This is a genomic window from Bradyrhizobium ottawaense, from assembly GCF_900099825.1.
Lineage (GTDB): Bacteria > Pseudomonadota > Alphaproteobacteria > Rhizobiales > Xanthobacteraceae > Bradyrhizobium > Bradyrhizobium ottawaense_A.
This window is the reverse complement of the sequence record NZ_LT629693.1, coordinates 2,024,690-2,043,603: the sequence shown is the minus strand read 5'-3', so window position 1 is coordinate 2,043,603 and position 18,914 is coordinate 2,024,690. Positions and strand designations below refer to the sequence as shown.

General features: G+C 63.5%; 17 protein-coding genes. 14 read left to right on the top strand and 3 right to left on the bottom strand.

Annotated features, from left to right (window positions below):
* Positions 1-270: 270 nt before the first annotated feature.
* From BLR13_RS09520 to BLR13_RS09505, 4 genes are read left to right on the top strand one after another with little or no spacing between them, the layout of a single operon-like run.
* Positions 271-2,538, top strand: a complete 2,268-nt coding sequence (locus BLR13_RS09520) for an acyl-CoA dehydrogenase (protein ID WP_079587931.1) — start codon at positions 271-273, stop codon at positions 2,536-2,538.
* Positions 2,538-3,821: an acetyl-CoA C-acetyltransferase gene (locus BLR13_RS09515; protein ID WP_074825178.1), complete on the top strand. Its 1,284-nt coding sequence runs from the start codon at positions 2,538-2,540 to the stop codon at positions 3,819-3,821. The genes BLR13_RS09520 and BLR13_RS09515 overlap by 1 nt, the downstream gene beginning before the upstream one ends.
* A 2-nt stretch (positions 3,822-3,823) precedes the next feature.
* A complete protein-coding gene (locus BLR13_RS09510; protein WP_074825180.1) occupies positions 3,824-5,920 on the top strand; it encodes a 3-hydroxyacyl-CoA dehydrogenase NAD-binding domain-containing protein in 2,097 nt (698 codons plus the stop codon).
* A complete protein-coding gene (locus BLR13_RS09505; RefSeq protein ID WP_074825182.1) occupies positions 5,917-6,351 on the top strand; it encodes an acyl-CoA thioesterase in 435 nt (144 codons plus the stop codon). The genes BLR13_RS09510 and BLR13_RS09505 overlap by 4 nt, the downstream gene beginning before the upstream one ends.
* Before the next feature lie 86 nt (positions 6,352-6,437).
* Here the strand turns inward: BLR13_RS09505 and BLR13_RS09500 are convergent, their stop codons facing one another.
* A complete protein-coding gene (locus BLR13_RS09500; RefSeq protein WP_143039767.1) occupies positions 6,438-6,872 on the bottom strand; it encodes a BA14K family protein in 435 nt (144 codons plus the stop codon).
* Positions 6,873-7,152: 280 nt separating this feature from the next.
* On the opposite strand from BLR13_RS09500, the gene BLR13_RS09495 reads away from it, so the two are divergent.
* Positions 7,153-7,344 (top strand): hypothetical protein, encoded by a 192-nt coding sequence (locus BLR13_RS09495; RefSeq protein WP_074825185.1) that lies wholly within the window; start codon positions 7,153-7,155, stop codon positions 7,342-7,344.
* A gap of 47 nt (positions 7,345-7,391) precedes the next feature.
* On the opposite strand, the gene BLR13_RS09490 is transcribed toward BLR13_RS09495, so the two are convergent.
* Entirely contained in the window at positions 7,392-7,868 is a 477-nt protein-coding gene (locus BLR13_RS09490) for a nuclear transport factor 2 family protein (protein ID WP_074831718.1), read from the bottom strand.
* Positions 7,865-8,065, bottom strand: coding sequence for a hypothetical protein (locus BLR13_RS40020; protein ID WP_143039768.1), 201 nt, complete (start codon positions 8,063-8,065; stop codon positions 7,865-7,867). Before BLR13_RS40020 ends, BLR13_RS09490 begins: the two co-directional genes overlap by 4 nt.
* 26 nt (positions 8,066-8,091) lie before the next feature.
* On the opposite strand from BLR13_RS40020, the gene BLR13_RS09485 reads away from it, so the two are divergent.
* The 9 genes from BLR13_RS09485 (at position 8,092) to ltrA (ending at position 18,786) form a co-directional block, all read left to right on the top strand.
* A complete protein-coding gene (locus BLR13_RS09485) occupies positions 8,092-8,919 on the top strand; it encodes a DeoR/GlpR family DNA-binding transcription regulator (RefSeq protein WP_074825187.1) in 828 nt (275 codons plus the stop codon).
* Between the two features lie 354 nt (positions 8,920-9,273).
* The gene (glpD, locus tag BLR13_RS09480; RefSeq protein WP_074825189.1) at positions 9,274-10,818 is read left to right on the top strand and encodes a glycerol-3-phosphate dehydrogenase; all 1,545 of its coding nucleotides are present in this window, start codon (positions 9,274-9,276) and stop codon (positions 10,816-10,818) included.
* Entirely contained in the window at positions 10,815-11,894 is a 1,080-nt protein-coding gene (locus tag BLR13_RS09475) for an ABC transporter ATP-binding protein (protein WP_074825191.1), read from the top strand. The genes glpD and BLR13_RS09475 overlap by 4 nt, the downstream gene beginning before the upstream one ends.
* A gap of 12 nt (positions 11,895-11,906) precedes the next feature.
* Complete coding sequence (locus tag BLR13_RS09470; protein WP_074825194.1) at positions 11,907-12,992, top strand: ABC transporter ATP-binding protein; 1,086 nt, start codon at positions 11,907-11,909, stop codon at positions 12,990-12,992.
* Positions 12,992-13,894, top strand: coding sequence for a carbohydrate ABC transporter permease (locus BLR13_RS09465; protein ID WP_074825196.1), 903 nt, complete (start codon positions 12,992-12,994; stop codon positions 13,892-13,894). The genes BLR13_RS09470 and BLR13_RS09465 overlap by 1 nt, the downstream gene beginning before the upstream one ends.
* Positions 13,894-14,700, top strand: coding sequence for a carbohydrate ABC transporter permease (locus BLR13_RS09460; protein ID WP_074825198.1), 807 nt, complete (start codon positions 13,894-13,896; stop codon positions 14,698-14,700). Before BLR13_RS09465 ends, BLR13_RS09460 begins: the two co-directional genes overlap by 1 nt.
* 12 nt (positions 14,701-14,712) lie before the next feature.
* A complete protein-coding gene (locus BLR13_RS09455; RefSeq protein WP_074825200.1) occupies positions 14,713-15,039 on the top strand; it encodes a DUF2160 domain-containing protein in 327 nt (108 codons plus the stop codon).
* Between the two features lie 129 nt (positions 15,040-15,168).
* Positions 15,169-16,911, top strand: coding sequence for an ABC transporter substrate-binding protein (locus BLR13_RS09450; RefSeq protein WP_244525235.1), 1,743 nt, complete (start codon positions 15,169-15,171; stop codon positions 16,909-16,911).
* A gap of 489 nt (positions 16,912-17,400) precedes the next feature.
* Complete coding sequence (gene ltrA / locus BLR13_RS09445; protein WP_244525128.1) at positions 17,401-18,786, top strand: group II intron reverse transcriptase/maturase; 1,386 nt, start codon at positions 17,401-17,403, stop codon at positions 18,784-18,786.
* The last annotated feature ends 128 nt before the right edge of the window (positions 18,787-18,914 follow it).

Sequence of the window (18,914 nt, the reverse complement as noted above, 5' to 3'; positions counted from 1 at the left end):
GGACAAGGTGAGCCATATCATAGCAGTGTTCTCAGCCGATCGGCCGCAGATCGGATTTCCCCCCGGCGACGAAATACGCCAATCCCGCTCAAGCGACGGAAAATGCAGACTTTTCGGAACCGAAACGGGTCACCGCCGTTATTGGTTGGTTCATCAATTTCGCTTCATTCCCGACGCCAGACGCCCCGAATCCCGCGCCATCAGCTAGAATGAGCCGTCGTTTGGCCGAGGTGCGGTGCCAGCCGTGCCGCCAACCATGAGGTGATCGCCATGAGCTTCCGCCGCGACTTCATCACCAAACCGATCTTCTCCTGGGCGCACGGCGTATTGCCCACAATGTCCGACACCGAGCGCGAGGCGCTGGAAGCCGGCGATGTCTGGTGGGACGCCGACCTCTTCACCGGCAATCCCGACTGGTCGAAACTGCTGGCGACCGCGCCGGCCACGTTGACCGACGAGGAACGCGCCTTCCTCCACGGCCCGGTCGACGAACTCTGCGCCATGCTCGACGAATGGAAGATCTGCTGGGAATGGCGCGACCTGCCGCCGGAAGTCTGGTCCTTCATCAAGGCCCAAAAATTCTTCGGCATGATCATCCCGAAGGAGCACGGCGGGCTTGGTTTCTCGCCCTACGCGCATTCCGAAGTGGTGCGCAAGATTTCGTCGCGGTCGCTGACCGCAGCCGTCACCGTGATGGTGCCCAACTCGCTCGGGCCGGGCGAACTCCTGATGCGCTTCGGCACCAAGGAGCAGCAGCAACAATGGCTGCCGCGGCTGGCCGACGGCCGCGATATTCCCTGTTTCGGATTGACCAGTCCCGAGGCCGGCTCGGATGCGGCGTCGATGGTCGACACCGGCATCATCTGCAAGGGCCAGTTCGAAGGCCGCGAAGTCATCGGCCTGCGGCTGAAATGGCACAAGCGCTACATCACGTTGGGACCGGTCGCGACGCTGCTTGGGCTTGCCTTCAAGGCCTATGATCCCGATCATCTCGTTGGTCAACGAGAAGACCTCGGCATATCGGTGGCGCTGATCCCGACGCATCTTCCCGGCGTCCAGATCGGCCATCGCCATCTGCCGGCGATGCAGGTGTTCCAGAACGGCCCGAACTGGGGCCACGATGTCTTCATCCCGATGGACTACATCATCGGCGGGCAAGAACGTCTCGGCCAGGGCTGGAAGATGCTGATGACGGCGCTCGCCGCCGGCCGCGGCATTTCGCTGCCGTCATTGTCCGCGGCGGGTGCTGCCTATGCCGCGCGCACGTCAGGCGCCTATGCCCGCATTCGCGAGCAGTTCGGCATTTCCATCGGCAAGTTCGAAGGCATCGAGGAGCCGCTCGCGCGCATCGCCGGCACCGCCTATTTGCTCGACGCGGCGCGACGGCTGACCTGTGCGGCGCTCAACCAGGGCCATCATCCCGCGGTGATTTCCGGGATCATGAAGCTGCACGCCACCGAGCGGATGCGGATCGCGATTGACGACGCGATGGACATCCACGGCGGCAAGGCCGTCATCGACGGCCCGCAGAATTACATGGGCAATCTCTACCGGTCGGTGCCGGTCGGCATCACCGTCGAGGGCGCCAACATCCTGACCCGCAACCTGATCGTGTTCGGGCAGGGCGCGATCCGCGCGCATCCTTATCTGCTGGAGGAGATGAACGCGCTCGGCGAACAGGATCATGCCAAGGGCCTCGACGCCTTCGACAAGGCGTTCTGGAGCCACGTCGGTCACAGTTTTATGACCATGTTCCGCGCTTGGGGCCGCAGCTGGAGCGGCGGGCTGTTTGCGCCGGCACCCGATGCCGGCGAGGCGACGCGGTTCTATCGCCAGCTCTCGCGCTATTCGTCGGCATTTGCGCTGTGCGCCGACATGGCGCTGCTGACCCTGGGCGGCGCGCTCAAGCGCAAGGAAATGCTCTCGGCGCGCTTCGGCGACATTCTGTCCGAACTGTATCTGCTGTCGGCCGCGCTGAAGCGCTGGCAGGACGAGGGACGGCAAAGCGCGGACCTTCCCGCGCTCGAATGGTGCATGGCGAGCGGTTTCCGTACCATCGAGAACCGTCTCGCCGAAATCCTCGGCAATCTGCCGAACCGGTTCGTGGCGGTGATCCTGAAATTCCTGATTCAGCCGTTCGGTGCCAACGTGCTCGGCCCGTCCGATCGCGTGGTGCACGAATGCGCGCAACTGGTGCTGGAGCCGTCGGCGGCGCGGGACAGGCTAACGCCTGACCTCTCGCATGTCGACGACGATGGCGGCGTTGCCCGGCTGGAGAAAGCGTTCCTGCTGGTGACCGCTGCGGAGGATATTTCAAAGCAGATGCACGCCGCGCGCCTGCACGACTGGAAGGAAGCGGTGCAGAAGGGCGTCATTACCCAGGCCGAAGGCGAGCGGCTGGCGGCGGCGCATGAGGCCGTTGCTAAGGTGATTGAAGTCGACGATTTCGCGCCCGAAGTGCTGTCGCCGATTTACAAGAAGCCCGCCGAGGTGCATCAGTTTTTCCAGGAACTGGGTGAGCAGAGGGCAGCGAGCTAATGGCGCGACCGGTCTTTATCGTCGACGGCAGCCGGACGCCGTTCCTGAAAGCACGTTCGGGTCCCGGCCCGTTCACCCCGGTCGATCTCGCCGTGCAGTGCGGCCGGCCGTTGCTGGCGCGGCAGCCCTTTGCGCCCACGGCTTTCGACCAGGTGATTTTGGGCTGCGTCAACGTCATTGCCGACGAGATGAACCCGGCCCGCGTCGCGGCACTCCGGCTCGGCATGGGCGAGAAGATGGTCGCCTTCACCGTGCAGATCAATTGCGGCTCCGGCATGCAGTCGATCGACACCGGCTACCGCTATATCCGCGAGGGCGTCTCCGACCTGATTTTGGCCGGCGGCTCCGAGGCGTTGAGCTACGCGCCGCTGGTGTGGCCGCAGCAGGGCGTACGCTGGTTCGCGGGGCTTGCCGGCGCCAAGGGGATCGGCGGCAAGATCATGGCCGCGCTAAAATTGCGGCCGAGCTATCTGAAGCCGATCATCGGTCTCGAACGCGGGCTGACCGATCCCATTACCGAACTCAACATGGGCCAGACCGCCGAAGTGGTCGGGCATCTCTTCGGCGTCACCCGCGCGCAGTCGGACGCCTATGCCGCCGAAAGCCACAAGCGGCTGGCTAACGCGCAATCACAAGGCTGGCTCAAGGGCGAAGTCGAAACCGCGTTCGGCAGCGACGGCAAATTCTACGACCACGACGACGGCGTGCGGCCGGACTCGACGCCGGAGAGCTTGGCGAAACTGAAGCCGGTGTTCGAGCGGCCCTGGGGCCAGGTCACCGCCGGCAATTCGTCGCAGATCACCGACGGTGCGTCCTGGGTGATCCTGGCTTCCGAAGAGGCCGTCGCCAAGCACGGCCTGACGCCGAAGGCGGTGATCCTCGACAGCCAGTGGTCGGCGCTCGATCCCGGGATCATGGGCCTCGGGCCGGTGCTGTCGGCAACCGAGCTTCTCAAGCGCAACAGCCTGACCCTGCAGGATATCGAGACCTGGGAATTGAACGAGGCCTTTGCAACGCAGGTGCTGGGCTGTCTCGCCGCCTGGAAGGACGAAAAGTTCTGCAAGGAAATTCTCGGCCTCGAAGGTGCTGCGGGTGAGATCGATCAGTCCCGGATGAACGTCGATGGCGGCGCCATCAGCCTCGGTCATCCCGTCGGCTGCAGCGGCAACCGCATCGTGCTGCATCTCGTCAACGCCATGAAGCGGCTGGGTACACGGCGCGGCATCGCCACCGAATGCATCGGTGGCGGGCAGGGTGGCGCGATGCTGATAGAGACGGTGTGATCATGGATTCAAGGATCATGGACCTTCTCGGCGATCGCGTGCTCGAACTCGGGCCGAAACCCGATGCCAGCGGACCCTACAAGAATTTCAAGCTGACCCGCGACGAGGACGGCGTCGCCTGGCTGTTGTTCGACCGCGCGGGCGCCAGCGCCAACACGCTGTCAGCCGATCTGATCGAGGAACTCGACAAGGTGTTGGCCGAACTCGAAACCGCGCGGCCGACCGGGCTTGTCGTTCGCTCCGCCAAGACATCCGGCTTCATCGCCGGCGCCGACGTCAACGAATTTCGCGGCGTTACCGATGCCGGCGCGGTCGAGACCCAAATTAATCGCGCGCATGCAGTGATCGACCGGATGGAGGCGCTACGGTTTCCGACGGTTGCCGTGATCCACGGCTTCTGCCTCGGCGGCGGCCTTGAGGTGGCGCTGGCCTGCCAGATGCGGATCGCGATCGACGATGCCCGTTTTGGTTTCCCGGAAGTGATGCTCGGCCTGCATCCCGGCCTTGGCGGCACGGTGCGCTTTACGCATCTGGTCAATCCGATGCAGGCGATGACCTTGATGCTGACCGGCAAGACCATCGATGCACGCAACGCGCGATCGCTCGGACTGGTCGACGCCGTGACGCAGGAGCGGCATGTCCGCAATGCGGTGAAGGACGCGATGTCCGGCCGCCTCACGCGCGCGCGGCCCGGGCTGCTCAACACCGTTCTCAACCTCGGTCCGGTGCGCGGGCTGCTTGCCTCGCGGATGCGCGCCGAGGCCGGCAAGGCCGCACCCGAGGAGCACTATCCCGCGCCTTACGCGCTGATCGACCTCTGGGAAAAGCACGGCGGCGACAAGGCGGCGATGCTCAACGCCGAGAAGGCGTCGTTTGCCCGGTTGATGGTGACGCCGACTGCGCAGAACCTGATCCGGGTGTTCTTCCTGCGCGAGCAGATGAAGAAGCTCGCCGGCACCGGCAACAAGATCGCACACGTTCATGTCATCGGCGCCGGGGCGATGGGCGGCGATATCGCCGCCTGGTGCGCCAGCCAGGATATGCGGGTCACGCTCGCCGACATGAAGCCGGAGCCGATTGCCGGCGCCATCAAGCGCGCGTCGGAATTGTTCGGCAAGATCCTGCGCAAGCGCACCGATGTCAGGGATGCGCTGGACAGGCTGATGCCGGACATGCAGGCCGAAGGCGTTCGCAACGCCGATCTGATCATCGAGGCGGTGCCGGAAAAGCTGGAGCTGAAGCAGAAGGTCTATGCCGGGCTGGAGCCGAAGATGAAGCCGGGCGCCATCCTTGCCACCAACACGTCGAGCATTCCGCTGCAGGACCTGCGCACCACGCTGCAAAAGCCCGAGCGGCTGCTCGGGCTGCATTTCTTCAACCCGGTGTCGCGGCTGCAGCTCGTCGAGGTCGTCAGCCACGACGCCACCGATCCGCAACTGCTGAAGGAAGCGCTGGCCTTTGTCGGCGCCATCGACCGGCTGCCGTTGCCGGTGAAGAGTTCGCCGGGTTTCCTCGTCAACCGCGCGCTGACGCCTTACATGCTGGAGGCGATGGTGATGCTCGACGAGAAGGTCGACAAGTCGGTCATCGATGCCGCGGCCAAGAAGTTCGGCATGCCGATGGGCCCGATCGAACTCGCCGATCAGGTCGGCCTCGATATCTGCCTCGACGTCGGCGACATGCTGCGCTCGAAGTTCGGCGACATGCTGCCGCCGACGCCGGCCTGGTTGCGCGAAAAGGTCGCCAGGGGCGAACTTGGCCGCAAGTCCGGCAAGGGCTTTTACGTCTGGAAGGACGGCAAGGCCGACACCACCGCCTCGTCACCCTCGGCCGCGCCGCCTTCGGCTGAGATGATCGACCGGCTGATTCTGCCGATGTCCAATGTCTGCGTCGCCTGCCTGCGCGAGGGCATCGTCGACAATGCCGACGTGGTCGATGGCGCGGTCATTTTCGGCACCGGCTATGCGCCGTTCCGCGGCGGCCCGTTGAACTATGCGCGCAGCCGCGGCGTGGAAAACGTGGTTTCGGCCCTGCGGGCGCTCACTGAAAAATTCGGCGGCCGGTTTACGCCCGATGCCGGCTGGGAGAATTTCAAGTGACCGATGCGCCTGTTCACGCCCCCCTGAATACCGAGACCGAGCCGCGTGGCGATCTCTGTACCCGCACGCTGGCGATGCCGGCCGATACCAACCAGAACGGCGATATCTTCGGCGGCTGGCTGCTCAGTCAGATGGATATCGGCGGCGGCGTGTTCGCTTCCAAGGTCGCGAAATCCCGCGCCGTGACGGTTGCGATCGAGGCGATGAATTTTCGTAAAGCCGTCTATGTCGGCGATCTCGTTTCCGTTCACGCCAATCTGGTGCGGGTCGGCCGGACCTCGGTCACGGTCCATATCGAAGCCTGGGTGGTCCGGCGCAAGGAAACGCAACCGATCCTGGTGACCGACGGCAACTTCACCTACGTCTCGATCGACGAACAGGGCCGTCCGCAGCCGATCACGCAGGCCGGGCCACCGCCGATTCCGGCGTGAGTGCGACGGCGTTCCCAAACAGAAAACCACCTCGCATGTGATGCGAGGTGGTTGCTGCGTCCGATCAAGTCAGAGTCGACCAAGCCCTACGGGCAGGGGCGCTCATAGCCGTCGCGGCCGATGAACGTGCCGCGGCGCGGATCGTAGGAGGGCGAATAGGTGCAGCGCGGGCGCGGCGGTTCGACATAAGCCCGCGGCGGCGGACCGTCATATCCCGCGGTCTGGCAGTAGCGCGGCGAAACCGCCACCCAGCCGCCGGGCTGCTCGACGTAACAACCGTTCTGGTAATAGCGGTAGCCGCCGGGCCGTGCTTCGCCCTGGGCCGCAATCGCAGCACCGGTGCCGGCTCCGAGGATCGCGCCTGCTGCGGCACCGCCGCGGCCACCGACCGCGCCGCCGACGATCCCGCCGAGCACGCCGCCGACGATCGCACCGCCGACCGCATCCTGCGCCGCGGCCTCCTGGACCGGCCCGCAGATCGCGAGGGCCAGAAGCGCCGAAAGCGCAAATTTCGAGTTCATGTTCATTCTCCCTGCTATCGGTTCCTTCATAGCAAAGATTCGCCGGGAACACAGGGGCCGCCTGGTCGCGGGTCAAGCCTGCGGCGCGGCAATTCGCGGGCAATAAGGCAAAAATGCGCCTGTCGGGATCTGAGATGCGATGGCGTCCGCACGCCGACCGGCGTCATCGCCTGCTTCGCGTGTAACGTGACGCGGCTGCACGCGGCGACGGCTTCGTCATACGCCCGGAACAATCAGTCCATAAATCAGTTGTCGGCAGCGAATCAACCAAGGCTGGGCAATGTCGAATACGTTCATCATCGAAGTTTCGTCGCAACCTGCGGGCATTGTCGTGCGCGGTCCTGGCGGCTTCCAGTTCTTCGCTGCGTCGCACCGTTTCAACCGGCTGGAAGGCCAGCTGTTTCGCAACGCGCGCGAGGCCGAGCGCGCGGCAACCCGTCTTGCGGGCGGCGTGCTGCCGACGGCGGCGTAATCACCGGCTTTGCGAAACGGGGCCCGCCGGAAAACGGCGGTGCGCCGTCAGAGCTTGGTCGATGCTCGCGACAGAAGTTTCCAGTCCGCACCCTGCTTCTGCCAGTTCATCAGGATGTGCAGATTGGTGGAGCTCTTCTTGCCGTCCGCAACGGCTTCAGCTTCGCCCACCCAATGGAAGCGCACGATCGCCGCCGGGCCGACCACGGCAATCTTGACGTCCTGATATTCCAGCGACAGGACTTTCGATTTTCCGTTGGTGGCATTGGCGATGAAGGTCGCCTTGTCCTCGACGCGGCCGTCGGAGTGGCTGTAACTAAGTTCGTTGGCACACAGCGAGGCGAGCACCTCGGCATTGGCTGATATCTGGGCCTTGCGGAATGCCTCGACGTTCTTCGCAACCGCATCTTCATCGGCGCCGGCCAAGGCCGGAGTAATGAAGGCTGGGGTAATGAAGGCTGGAACAATGCTGAGCAGGCCGAGCGCGAGAGCAGGCAGGGCGAGCTGACGTCGATCGATGTTCATCGCTTCCTCCATTTTTGGTTGTGAAACCAGTGTTGCAGCCGCGCGTTGCCTTGTCGAGGATTGTGCATGGTGCGGTTGCGAACGGCAGGTACCGCTTCCGGCGCCAATCGTCTTAACCAGGATTCGTTGTTTGGCCCGGCCGGCCGCCCTTGCAGCTGATCTGCCTCGTTGACCGCATCGCAGAACAGCCGCACCATGAGGGCCTCATTTCCAGGGTGCTGCCATGGCCGGATTGTCCAACCGCCAGACTGAAATTCTCAATATCGCCCGCGCCTCCGGCCGTGTGATCGTGGAGGATCTTGCCCGGCGTTTCGAGGTTTCGGCGCAGACCATCCGCAAGGACCTCAACGATCTCTGCGACCAGCGTTCGCTGACCCGCATCCATGGCGGCGCCATCATCGCTTCCGGCGTCGAAAACCTGGCCTATGAGGCGCGGCGCTTCGTCGCCGCCGAGGAGAAGCGGGCGATCGGGATCGCCGCGGCGTCGCGGATTCCGAACGGCTGTTCGCTGTTTATCAACATCGGCACCACGACGGAAGAAGTCGCGAGCGCGCTGACTTCGCATGAGGACCTGCTCGTCATCACCAACAACCTCAATGTCGCGATGCTGCTTTACAGGCACCCGCGCATTGAGGTGATCGTGGCTGGTGGCGCGGTGCGCCGTGCCGACGGCGCCGTGATCGGTTCCACCGCGATCAGCCTGATCGGTCAGTTCAAGGTCGATTACGCCATCATCGGCGCATCGGCGATCGACGAGGAGGGCGCGCTGCTCGACTTCGACTATCGCGAGGTGCAGGCGGCGCAAGCGATCATTGCCAACGCACGCAGTGTCATGCTGGTGGCGGACAGCACCAAGCTTCGCCGAAGCGCGCCGGTGCGCATCGCCCATATCAGCCAGATCCAGACCTTCGTCACCGACGCTGCGTTGCCCGCCGGCCTCGCCAATATCTGCCACAGCCGAGGCATCGAGGTGGTCGAGGCGATGGACAAGCCGGCCGCTGATATCGACGAGCCGGCGGCGGAGCCTTCGACGGTCGTGCGTTTGAAGTAGCAAAGAGCTGCTGCCCGATCTCGGCCTCATGGTCCTCAAGGCGAAGCGAAGCTTCGTCCGGAGACGCGTGGCCTCGCCGTGCTCCTCACCGGGGGTCCAGGTTTTCTCGGCTGGTTTTGCTCTTGGACCTCATCCTGAGGAGGCGCCAACGGGTCGCGCGAATGCGCGCCCGATGACAGGCTCCGCGCCGTCTCGAAGGATGTAGCCCCCGCTCGCTCGAAGCCAACCTGCGCTGTCGCGACGAATTCCGCCGCTAGGTTCCCACTTTTGCTTGCTTTCGTTTTCCGTTGTGATTTAATCCAATCCGAAAGCGAAATCGCCGAAGTGAAGAGGCGACCGCCGGGGAAGCGTTCGTTGGACAAGGTATTCGACCTCGCCATCATTGGAGGCGGCATTAACGGCTGCGGCATCGCGCGCGATGCGGCGGGCCGGGGAAATTCCGTTTTCCTTTGCGAAATGAATGACTTGGCGAGCGGGACGTCGTCCTGGTCGACCAAGCTGGTGCATGGCGGGCTGCGCTACCTCGAATATTACGAGTTCCGGCTGGTCCGCGAGGCGCTGATCGAGCGCGAAATCCTCTGGCAGATCGCGCCCCACATCATCCGTCCGCTTCGTTTCGTTTTGCCGCACCATTCCGGCTTGCGGCCGGCCTGGCTGCTCAGGCTGGGGTTGTTTCTGTACGATCACATCGGCGGCCGGCATTTGCTGCCCCCGACCCGCTCGGTCGATCTCGCCCATGACGAGGTGGGAAAACCCTTGATCGCCAACCGCTACACCAAGGGCTTCGAATATTCCGATTGCTTCGTCGACGACGCGCGCCTGGTCGTGCTCACGGCGCGGGATGCGGCCGATCGCGGCGCGGAAATTCACACCCGCACCCGCGCGGTCGAGATCACGCAGGTTGACGGCATCTGGCAGGTCACCGTCGAGAACACCATCAGCGGCGTGCGCAGCACCATCCAAGCGCGCGCGCTGGTCAATGCCGGCGGTCCCTGGGTCGAGCAGGTGCTGTCGTCGGGCTCCGGCGTCAACGCGCGCGCCAAGGTACGGCTGGTGCAGGGCTCCCACATCGTGGTGCGCAAGCTCTATGAGCACGACCGCGCCTACATGTTCCAGAACGCCGACGGCCGCATCATTTTCGTCATCCCCTATCAGGACGATTTCACGCTGATTGGAACCACCGATCGCGATTACGACGGCGACCCTTCGAAGGTGAAGGCGTCAACCGAGGAAATCCAGTATCTCTGCGCCTCCGCCAGCGAGTATCTGAAAAATCCGGTCACGCCGGAAGACGTGGTCTGGACCTATTCCGGCGTCCGTCCGCTGTATGACGACGGCGCCAGCGAAGCCAAGGCTGCGACCCGCGACTACGTGTTCGAACTCGATACCCCCGGCGGCGCGCCGCTGCTGTCGATCTATGGCGGCAAGATCACGACCTATCGGCGGCTAGCGGAAGAGGCGCTGGAACGGCTCGCGCCATACTTGCGCAGCGCCAAGGCCAGGGAAGGCTGGACCGGCAAGCAGCCGTTGCCCGGTGGCGACATGGATGTGTCGGCGGTTGCGGCCCTGACCGCGGAACTGGTGCGGAAATATCCGTTTCTCTCGACCGCCCATGCCAACCGGATGGCGCACGCCTATGGCACCCGCGCGCTTAAGGTTCTCGGCAACGCGAAATCGATGGCCGATCTCGGCCAGTCGTTCGGCGCCGGCTTGACCGAGAGCGAAGTCAGGTACCTGATGTCGGTGGAATGGGCCTGCACCGCCGAAGACGTGGTGTGGCGACGGTCCAAGTTGGGCCTGCGGCTGTCATCCGACGAAATCGCCGCGCTCGACGCATGGATCGCGGCCAACCGTGCCTCTGGCGAACGTCCCCTACGTGAAGCGGGAGGACGGACATGAGCGTCACGCTCGAACATGTCACGCGCACCGTGGATGGCATCCCGACCATTCGCGACGTCTCGCTGACGCTCGACCGGGGCACGCTGAGCGTGCTGCTCGGACCGACGCTGTCGGGCAAGACCTCAATCATGCGGTTGCTCGCCGGTCTCGACAAGCCATCCACAGGCCGCGTGCTGGTCGACGGCAAGGACGTTACCGGCGCGGACGTGCGGCAACGCTCGGTCGCGATGGTCTACCAGCAGTTCATCAATTATCCCTCGCTGACGGTCTATGAGAACATCGCCTCGCCGTTGCGCGTTCAAGGCAAGCCGCGCGGCGAGATCGAAAAGCGCGTGCAGGAGGCGGCAGGCCTGCTGCGGCTGGAGCCGTATCTGCAGCGCACGCCCTTGCAACTGTCCGGCGGCCAGCAGCAGCGCACGGCAATTGCGCGCGCGCTGGTCAAGGGCGCCGACCTGGTTTTGCTCGACGAACCGCTCGCCAATCTCGATTACAAGCTGCGCGAGGAGCTGCGCACCGAACTGCCGCGCATCTTCGAGGCGTCGGGCGCGATCTTCGTCTATGCGACCACGGAGCCCTCCGAGGCCCTGCTGCTCGGCGGCGACACGCTCTGCATGTGGGAAGGCCAGGTCCTGCAGGCCGGCGACACCTCGAAAGTCTATCGTCGTCCCGACACGCTGCGGGTGGCGCAGGTGTTCTCCGATCCGCCGCTCAACCTCGTCGGCATCGAGAAGAAAAACGGCTTCGTGCAATATGCCGGCGGCATCCAGGCGCCGGCGACCGGGCTTTACGCTTCGCTCTCCGATGGTCCGTATCGCGTAGGTTTCCGCGCCCACCAGCTCGAGGTTGCGAACGGCATCGCCGGCCGCCATGCGTTCCAGGCCACCGTTACGGTGACCGAGATCACCGGTTCGGAAAGTTTTGTGCATCTCAATCGCGATGCATCCAATTGGGTGGCGGTGCTGCAGGGCGTGCATGAATACCAGCCCGGCCATGTACTCGATGCCGTGCTCGATCCCGACAATGTCTTCGTGTTCGACGCCGCCGACCGCCTGGTCGCGGCGCCGGCCTCCACTTGAGGAAAATGCAAAATGGCCCGCATTGACCTCGTCGATCTCGCGCATTCCTACGGCGGCAATGATGCGCCAGTCGAATCATTTGCGCTGAAGCCGGTGACCATGACCTGGCGCCAGGGCGGCGCCTACGCGCTGCTGGGGCCGTCCGGCTGTGGCAAGACCACGCTGCTCAACCTGATTTCCGGCATCGTGGCGCCCTCAAGCGGCCAGATCCTGTTCGACGGCGCCGATATCACACCGCTGTCAACCCAGAAGCGCAATATCGCGCAAGTGTTCCAGTTTCCGGTGATCTACGACACCATGACGGTCGGCCAAAACCTGGCGTTCCCCCTGAAGAACCGCGGCGTGCCGAAGGCCGACATCGACGCGCGGGTCAAACGGATCGCCGACCTGCTCGATCTCACGCCCTATCTCGACCGCAAGGCCACCAGGCTCACGGCGGACGCCAAGCAGAAGATTTCGCTCGGCCGCGGACTGGTCCGCTCCGACGTCGCCGCGATCCTGTTCGACGAGCCGCTGACCGTGATCGATCCCGAACTGAAATGGCAGTTGCGCTCGAAACTCAAGGCGCTGCATCGCGACCTCGACCTCACGATGATCTACGTCACCCACGACCAGACCGAGGCGCTGACCTTTGCCGATACCGTGGTCGTCATGCATGACGGCCGGGTGGTGCAGAGCGGCACGCCGGCCGAACTGTTCGACAAGCCCGCGCATACCTTTGTCGGCTATTTCATCGGATCGCCCGGCATGAACATCGTGCCGGCCATGGTGAGCGGCCACGAGGCGCGGATCGACGGCCACACCATCGGCCTGCATCGCAATTACGGCGTGCTGCCGGCGGGGGCCAAGATCGAGATCGGCGTGCGGCCGGAATTCGTCAACGTGGCGGCTCCCGCCTCAGGGTTGTTGTCGGCCAATATCGAGCGCATCGACGACCTCGGCCGCGTCCGCTTCGCCCGCGTTCGCATCGGCGACGCCAAGTTTGCCGCGCGCGTGCCGCCGGGATTTTCGGTCTCCGACAACACGGTCGGGCTGGTGTTCGATCCCAGCCATGTTCACGTCTATGCCGACAGCCGTCTGGTCGAGGGGGTTGCCTGATGGACAAGACGGTCAACCAGAAGGCTTGGTTCCTGGTGCTGCCGGTGTTCCTGGTGGTCGCGTTCTCCGCGATCCTGCCGCTGATGACGGTGGTGAACTATTCGATGCAGGACACCTTCGGCAACAACCAGTTTTTCTGGAACGGTGTCGGTTGGTTCAAGGAACTGCTCGATCCCTCGACCGATCTCGGCGGGCGCTTTCTGGCCTCGCTCGGCCGCAACCTGTTCTTCTCCGCCGTGATCCTCGCGATCGAGGTGCCGCTCGGCATCGTGGTGGCGCTGTCGATGCCGCGCGAGGGCTGGTCGGTCGCCGCCTGCCTCGTGATTCTGGCCCTGCCGCTCCTGATTCCGTGGAACGTGGTCGGGACCATCTGGCAGATTTTCGGCCGGCCCGACATCGGCCTGCTCGGCTATACGCTCAATGGACTCGGCATCAACTACAACTACGTCTCCAACGAGTTCGACGCCTGGGCCACCGTCATCGTGATGGACGTCTGGCATTGGACCAGCCTGGTCGCGCTGTTGTGCTACGCCGGCCTGAAGTCGATCCCCGACGCCTATTACCAGGCGGCGCAGATCGACGGCGGCTCGCGCTGGGCGGTGTTCAAGGCGATCCAGTTGCCGAAGATGAATCGCGTGCTCTTGATCGCGGTGCTGCTGCGGTTCATGGACAGCTTCATGATCTACACCGAACCGTTCGTCGTGACCGGCGGCGGGCCGGGCAACTCGACCACGTTCGTTTCCATCGAGCTGGTCAAGATCGCGCTCGGACAGTTCGATCTCGGCAAGGCGGCGGCGCTGTCGCTGGTCTACAACCTGATCATCATCATCGTCTGCTGGGTGTTCTACACCGTCATGACCAACGCCGGCACCGATCGCGGGCGCAAAGAGGGAGTCGCGTGATGCATTCGATTCCCGGCCGCCGCCTCATCATCTCGCTGTTCTTGATCTTCCTGCTGTTGCCGATCTACTGGCTCGTCAACATGAGCTTCAAGACCAATACCGAGATCGTCTCGACCATGACGCTGTGGCCGCATCAACCGACCATCGCCAACTATATGCGCATTTTTACCGACGAGAGCTGGTATTCCGGCTACATCAACTCGCTGAAATATGTCGTCATCAACACCGTGATCTCGATCTCGGTGGCGTTGCCGGCGGCCTACGCATTTTCGCGCTACCGTTTCCTCGGCGACAAGCATCTATTCTTCTGGCTGCTGTCGAACCGGATGGCGCCGGCGGCGGTCTACGCGCTGCCGTTCTTCAATCTCTATTCGGCGATCGGGCTGTTCGATACGCCGTGGGCGGTTGCGCTCGCGCACTGCATCTTCAACGTGCCGCTGGCGGTGTGGATCCTCGAAGGCTTCGTTTCGGGCGTGCCGCGCGAGATCGACGAGACCGCGTTCCTCGACGGCTATTCGTTCCCGCGCTTCTTCATCAAGATCCTGGTGCCGTTGATTGCCAGCGGCATCGGCGTCGCGGCATTCTTCTGCTTCATGTTTTCCTGGGTCGAACTGCTGCTGGCGCGCACGCTGACGACGGTGGCCGCCAAGCCGATCTCGGCGATCATGACGCGCACGGTTTCAGCCGCCGGTATGGACTGGGGTTTGCTGGCCGCGGCCGGCGTCCTGACCATCATCCCCGGAGCGCTCGTGATCTGGTTCGTTCGTAACTACATCGCGCGCGGCTTCGCGCTCGGCCGGGTGTAGGAGGGCGCACCAATGGAAAACATCGCATGGATGGCCTGGACGGTGCCGACCGCGATCTTCTTCGTGATGCTGTCGCTCACCCTGGGCGTGATGACATGGCTCGCGGTGGCCTATCCCGAAGCCGAACGCGTCGGCATCTTGCGCATTCCGACGACGCGCGGCGACCGCCTGTTCGTTTCGCTGATACTCGCCGCCGTCATCCATCTGCTGTGGATGGCCTTTGTAGGCACCGATACGCTTTTCACGCTGCCGATCGGGGAGGGCGTTGAAATATCGAGCCTGTGGCTCGCTACCGTGATTTCGCTTGCTTCGGCCGTTGCGATTTTCCGCACCGTCTGAGCAGCGAAGAAGAGCAGATCCGGGGTCAACCCGGGCCTGGGTATTGTTTGTCGCTGCAACCGGAGGAACCAAAAAATGCGACGTCTAGAGAGAAGCAAAGGGCCTGCGATCAGGACCCGAGTTTTGATGATGACAAGCGCAGTCGCGCTGATGGCAGCATCCGCTGCGATCACCGCGCCCGCATTGGCGGACGAAGCTGCTGCCAAGAAGTGGATCGATTCTGAATTTCAGCCATCGACGTTGTCCAAGGACGACCAGATGAAGGAAATGCAGTGGTTCATGAAGGCCGCTGCGCCGTTCAAGGGCATGGAGATCAACGTCACTTCCGAAACCCTGACCGTGCACGAGTATGAATCGAAGACGCTTGCAAAGGCCTTCGAGGAAATTACCGGCATCAAGGTCAAGCACGACATCATCCAGGAAGGTGACGTTGTCGAGAAAATCCAGACCCAGATGCAGTCGGGCAAGAATGTCTATGACGGCTGGATCAACGACTCCGACTTCATCGGAACGCACTTCCGCTACGGTCAGGCCGTCGACTTGACGGACTGGATGGCCAAGGAAGGCAAGGACGTCACCGATCCGATGCTCGACGTCAACGACTTCATCGGCAAGTCCTTCACCACCGCGCCGGATGGACACCTTTATCAGTTGCCCGACCAGCAGTTCGCGAACCTCTATTGGTTCCGCTACGACTGGTTCTCCAATCCGGAGTACAAGGCGAAGTTCAAGGCCAAGTACGGCTACGACCTCGGCGTCCCCGTGAACTGGTCGGCCTATGAAGATATCGCCGAGTTCTTCACCAACGATATCAAGGAAATCAACGGCGTCCGCGTCTATGGCCACATGGACTACGGCAAGAAGGATCCGTCACTGGGCTGGCGCTTCACCGACGCGTGGTTGTCGATGGCCGGCAACGGCGACAAGGGCATCCCGAACGGACTTCCGGTCGACGAATGGGGTATCCGAATGGAAGGCTGTCGTCCGGTCGGCTCGTCCGTCGAGCGTGGCGGCGACGTCAACGGACCGGCGTCGGTCTATTCGATCGTCAAGTATCTCGACTGGATGAAGAAGTATGCCCCGCCGCAGGCGCAAGGCATGACCTTCTCCGAATCGGGACCGGTTCCCTCGCAGGGCGCGATTGCCCAGCAGGTGTTCTGGTACACCGCTTTCACCGCCGACATGGTGAAGCCCGGTCTGCCGGTCATGAACGCCGATGGCACGCCGAAGTGGCGTATGGCTCCGTCGCCGCACGGCTCATACTGGAAGGACGGCATGAAGCTGGGTTATCAGGACGTGGGTTCTGCGACCTTGCTCAAGTCGACCCCGGTTGATCGCCGCAAGGCAGCCTGGCTCTACCTGCAGTTCATCGTGTCCAAGTCGGTGTCGCTGAAGAAGAGCCATGTCGGTCTCACCTTCATCCGTGAGTCCGATATCTGGGACAAGTCGTTCACGGAGCGTGCTCCGAAGCTCGGCGGTCTGATCGAGTTCTACCGCTCGCCCGCGCGCGTGCAGTGGACGCCGACCGGCAACAACGTGCCTGACTATCCGAAGCTTGCGCAATTGTGGTGGCAGAACATCGGCGATGCGTCGTCCGGTGCGAAGACGCCGCAGGCGGCGATGGACTCGCTCGCAGCCGCGCAGGACTCGGTGATGGAACGGCTTGAGAAGTCGGGGGTGCAGGGTGCCTGCGGACCGAAGCTCAACAAGAAGGAAACGGCTGAGTACTGGTTCGCGAAGTCTGCCAAGGACGGCAACATCGCGCCCCAGCGCAAGCTGGCCAACGAGAAGCCGAAGGGCGAAACCATCGACTACGACACGCTGATCAAGTCGTGGCCGGCATCGCCGCCGAAGCGCGCCGAAGCGAAGTGACATCGTAGATGTCATGGCCGGGCTTGACCCGGCCATCCACGAATAACGAAAGGCCGGGAGCAATCCCGGCCTTTTTTGCGTGTGCCGAGTATGAACGACAGCTTGGAGGTGGAAGTCCTCTATCCAGCCTGATGACGGCGAAGGATTAGTGAAGCGCAAGGGCGTCACCGCGAGGTGGGGTCTGAAGAAAGCGTGGAGCAAAACCGCGGCTCGATGGACAAGTACCGGATAACGAGGCCTACCCGGGCGGACGAGCGAGCACATGATCGCGAAGTCCATGGTCATCAAGGGCCGGGGTGGTAAATCCGGCGGGCGTGCGGCGAAGGCGGTCGGTCTTACCTCGGGAGGTCTGCGCGGTGTCCCGGCAACGGGACTGAGGCTGTCGTAAGGCGGCCTGATCGCCGCGCAGAAGTCAGCAGAGGGCATAGTAGGCGGTCGCGCGCCGCCGAAGGCCTGAACGGTGGAAGAGGTCAGTAGAGCGGCAATCTCGTGCAGACCGTGCAGCAGAAGACACAGCAAACACTGGACTTGGGCCGCGACGCGTCGGGTGAAGCCCGAAGCGCCCCCTCCCAAGGGACTGAAGCCGGCACGGCGAAAGCCTGTCTCGAACGCCCGGCGGTCGCGGGACCGTCGATGGAAGTAGTGATCGAGCGTGAGAACCTGAAGAAAGCGTTGGCGCGAGTAACGCGCAACAAGGGTGCGGCGGGCGTCGACGGGATCACCGCCGGCGAACTGCCGGCCTACCTGAAGGAGCACTGGCTCGCGATCCGAGCCCAACTGCTTGAGGACACCTACCAGCCACAGCCGGTGCGGCGGGTGGAGATACCGAAGGCGTCGGGCGGCCTGCGGCCGCTCGGCATTCCGACGGTGCTCGACCGGTTCATCCAGCAGGCGGTGATGCAGGTGCTGCAAGCGGACTGGGACGGAACGTTCTCCGAGACAAGCTTCGGCTTTAGGCCGGGCCGCTCGGCGCATCAGGCGGTGGAACGGGCGCAGGCGTATATCGCGTCCGGGCATGCCGTCGTCGTGGATATCGATCTGGAAAAGTTCTTCGACCGGGTCAACCACGACATCCTGATGGGGCTGGTTGCCAAGCGGGTCGCTGACAAGCGCCTCCTGAAGCTCATCCGCGCATTCTTGAATGCGGGGGTGATGGAGGGAGGACTGGTCAGTCCGACGGAGGAGGGTACGCCGCAAGGCGGACCGCTCTCGCCGCTGTTGTCGAACCTGATGCTGGATGTGCTGGACAAGGAATTGGAGAAGCGCGGTCACCGCTTCGTGCGCTATGCTGATGACTGCAACATTTATGTGCGCAGTCAGAAGGCGGGCGAGCGGGTACTGGCCGGCATCGAGAAGTTCCTGGAAAAGCGTCTCAAGCTCAAGATCAACAAAGCCAAGAGCGCGGTCGCCAAACCGAGTGTCCGCAAGTTCCTGGGCTTCAGCTTCACCGGCGGGAAAGAGCCACGGCGGCGCATCGCGCCGCAGGCGATCGCCCGCTTCAAAGCAAAAGTCCGGGAGCTGACGCGGCGCACGTGCGGGCAAAGCCTCGCGCAGATCGTCAAGAAGCTGTCGGTCTACCTGATCGGGTGGCGCGGCTACTTCGGCTTCTGCCAAACACCGTCAGTGTTGCGCGCGCTTAATGAGTGGCTCAGGCGGCGGTTGCGCGCCATCGCCTGGAAACAATGGAAACGGGGTGACACTCGCTTTGCCGAGTTGCGACGCTGCGGCGTCGGCCGGGATCTGGCGGCACAAACCGCCGGCAGCCCACATGGCCCTTGGCGGCTCGCAAACAGCCCCGCGCTCACCATCGCCATGCCAATCGCGTTCTTCAGTGCACTCGGCCTAACTTCCGTCGCGGCACCACAGACCGCATGATCCACCGAACCGCCGGATACGGACCCGTATGTCCGGTGGTGTGGGAGGGGCGGAGCTGTGAGGCTCCCCCCTATCCCGATTGTCATCGCAATGGCGATGTGCCACGTCTGTCAAGTCCGGGTACGCCG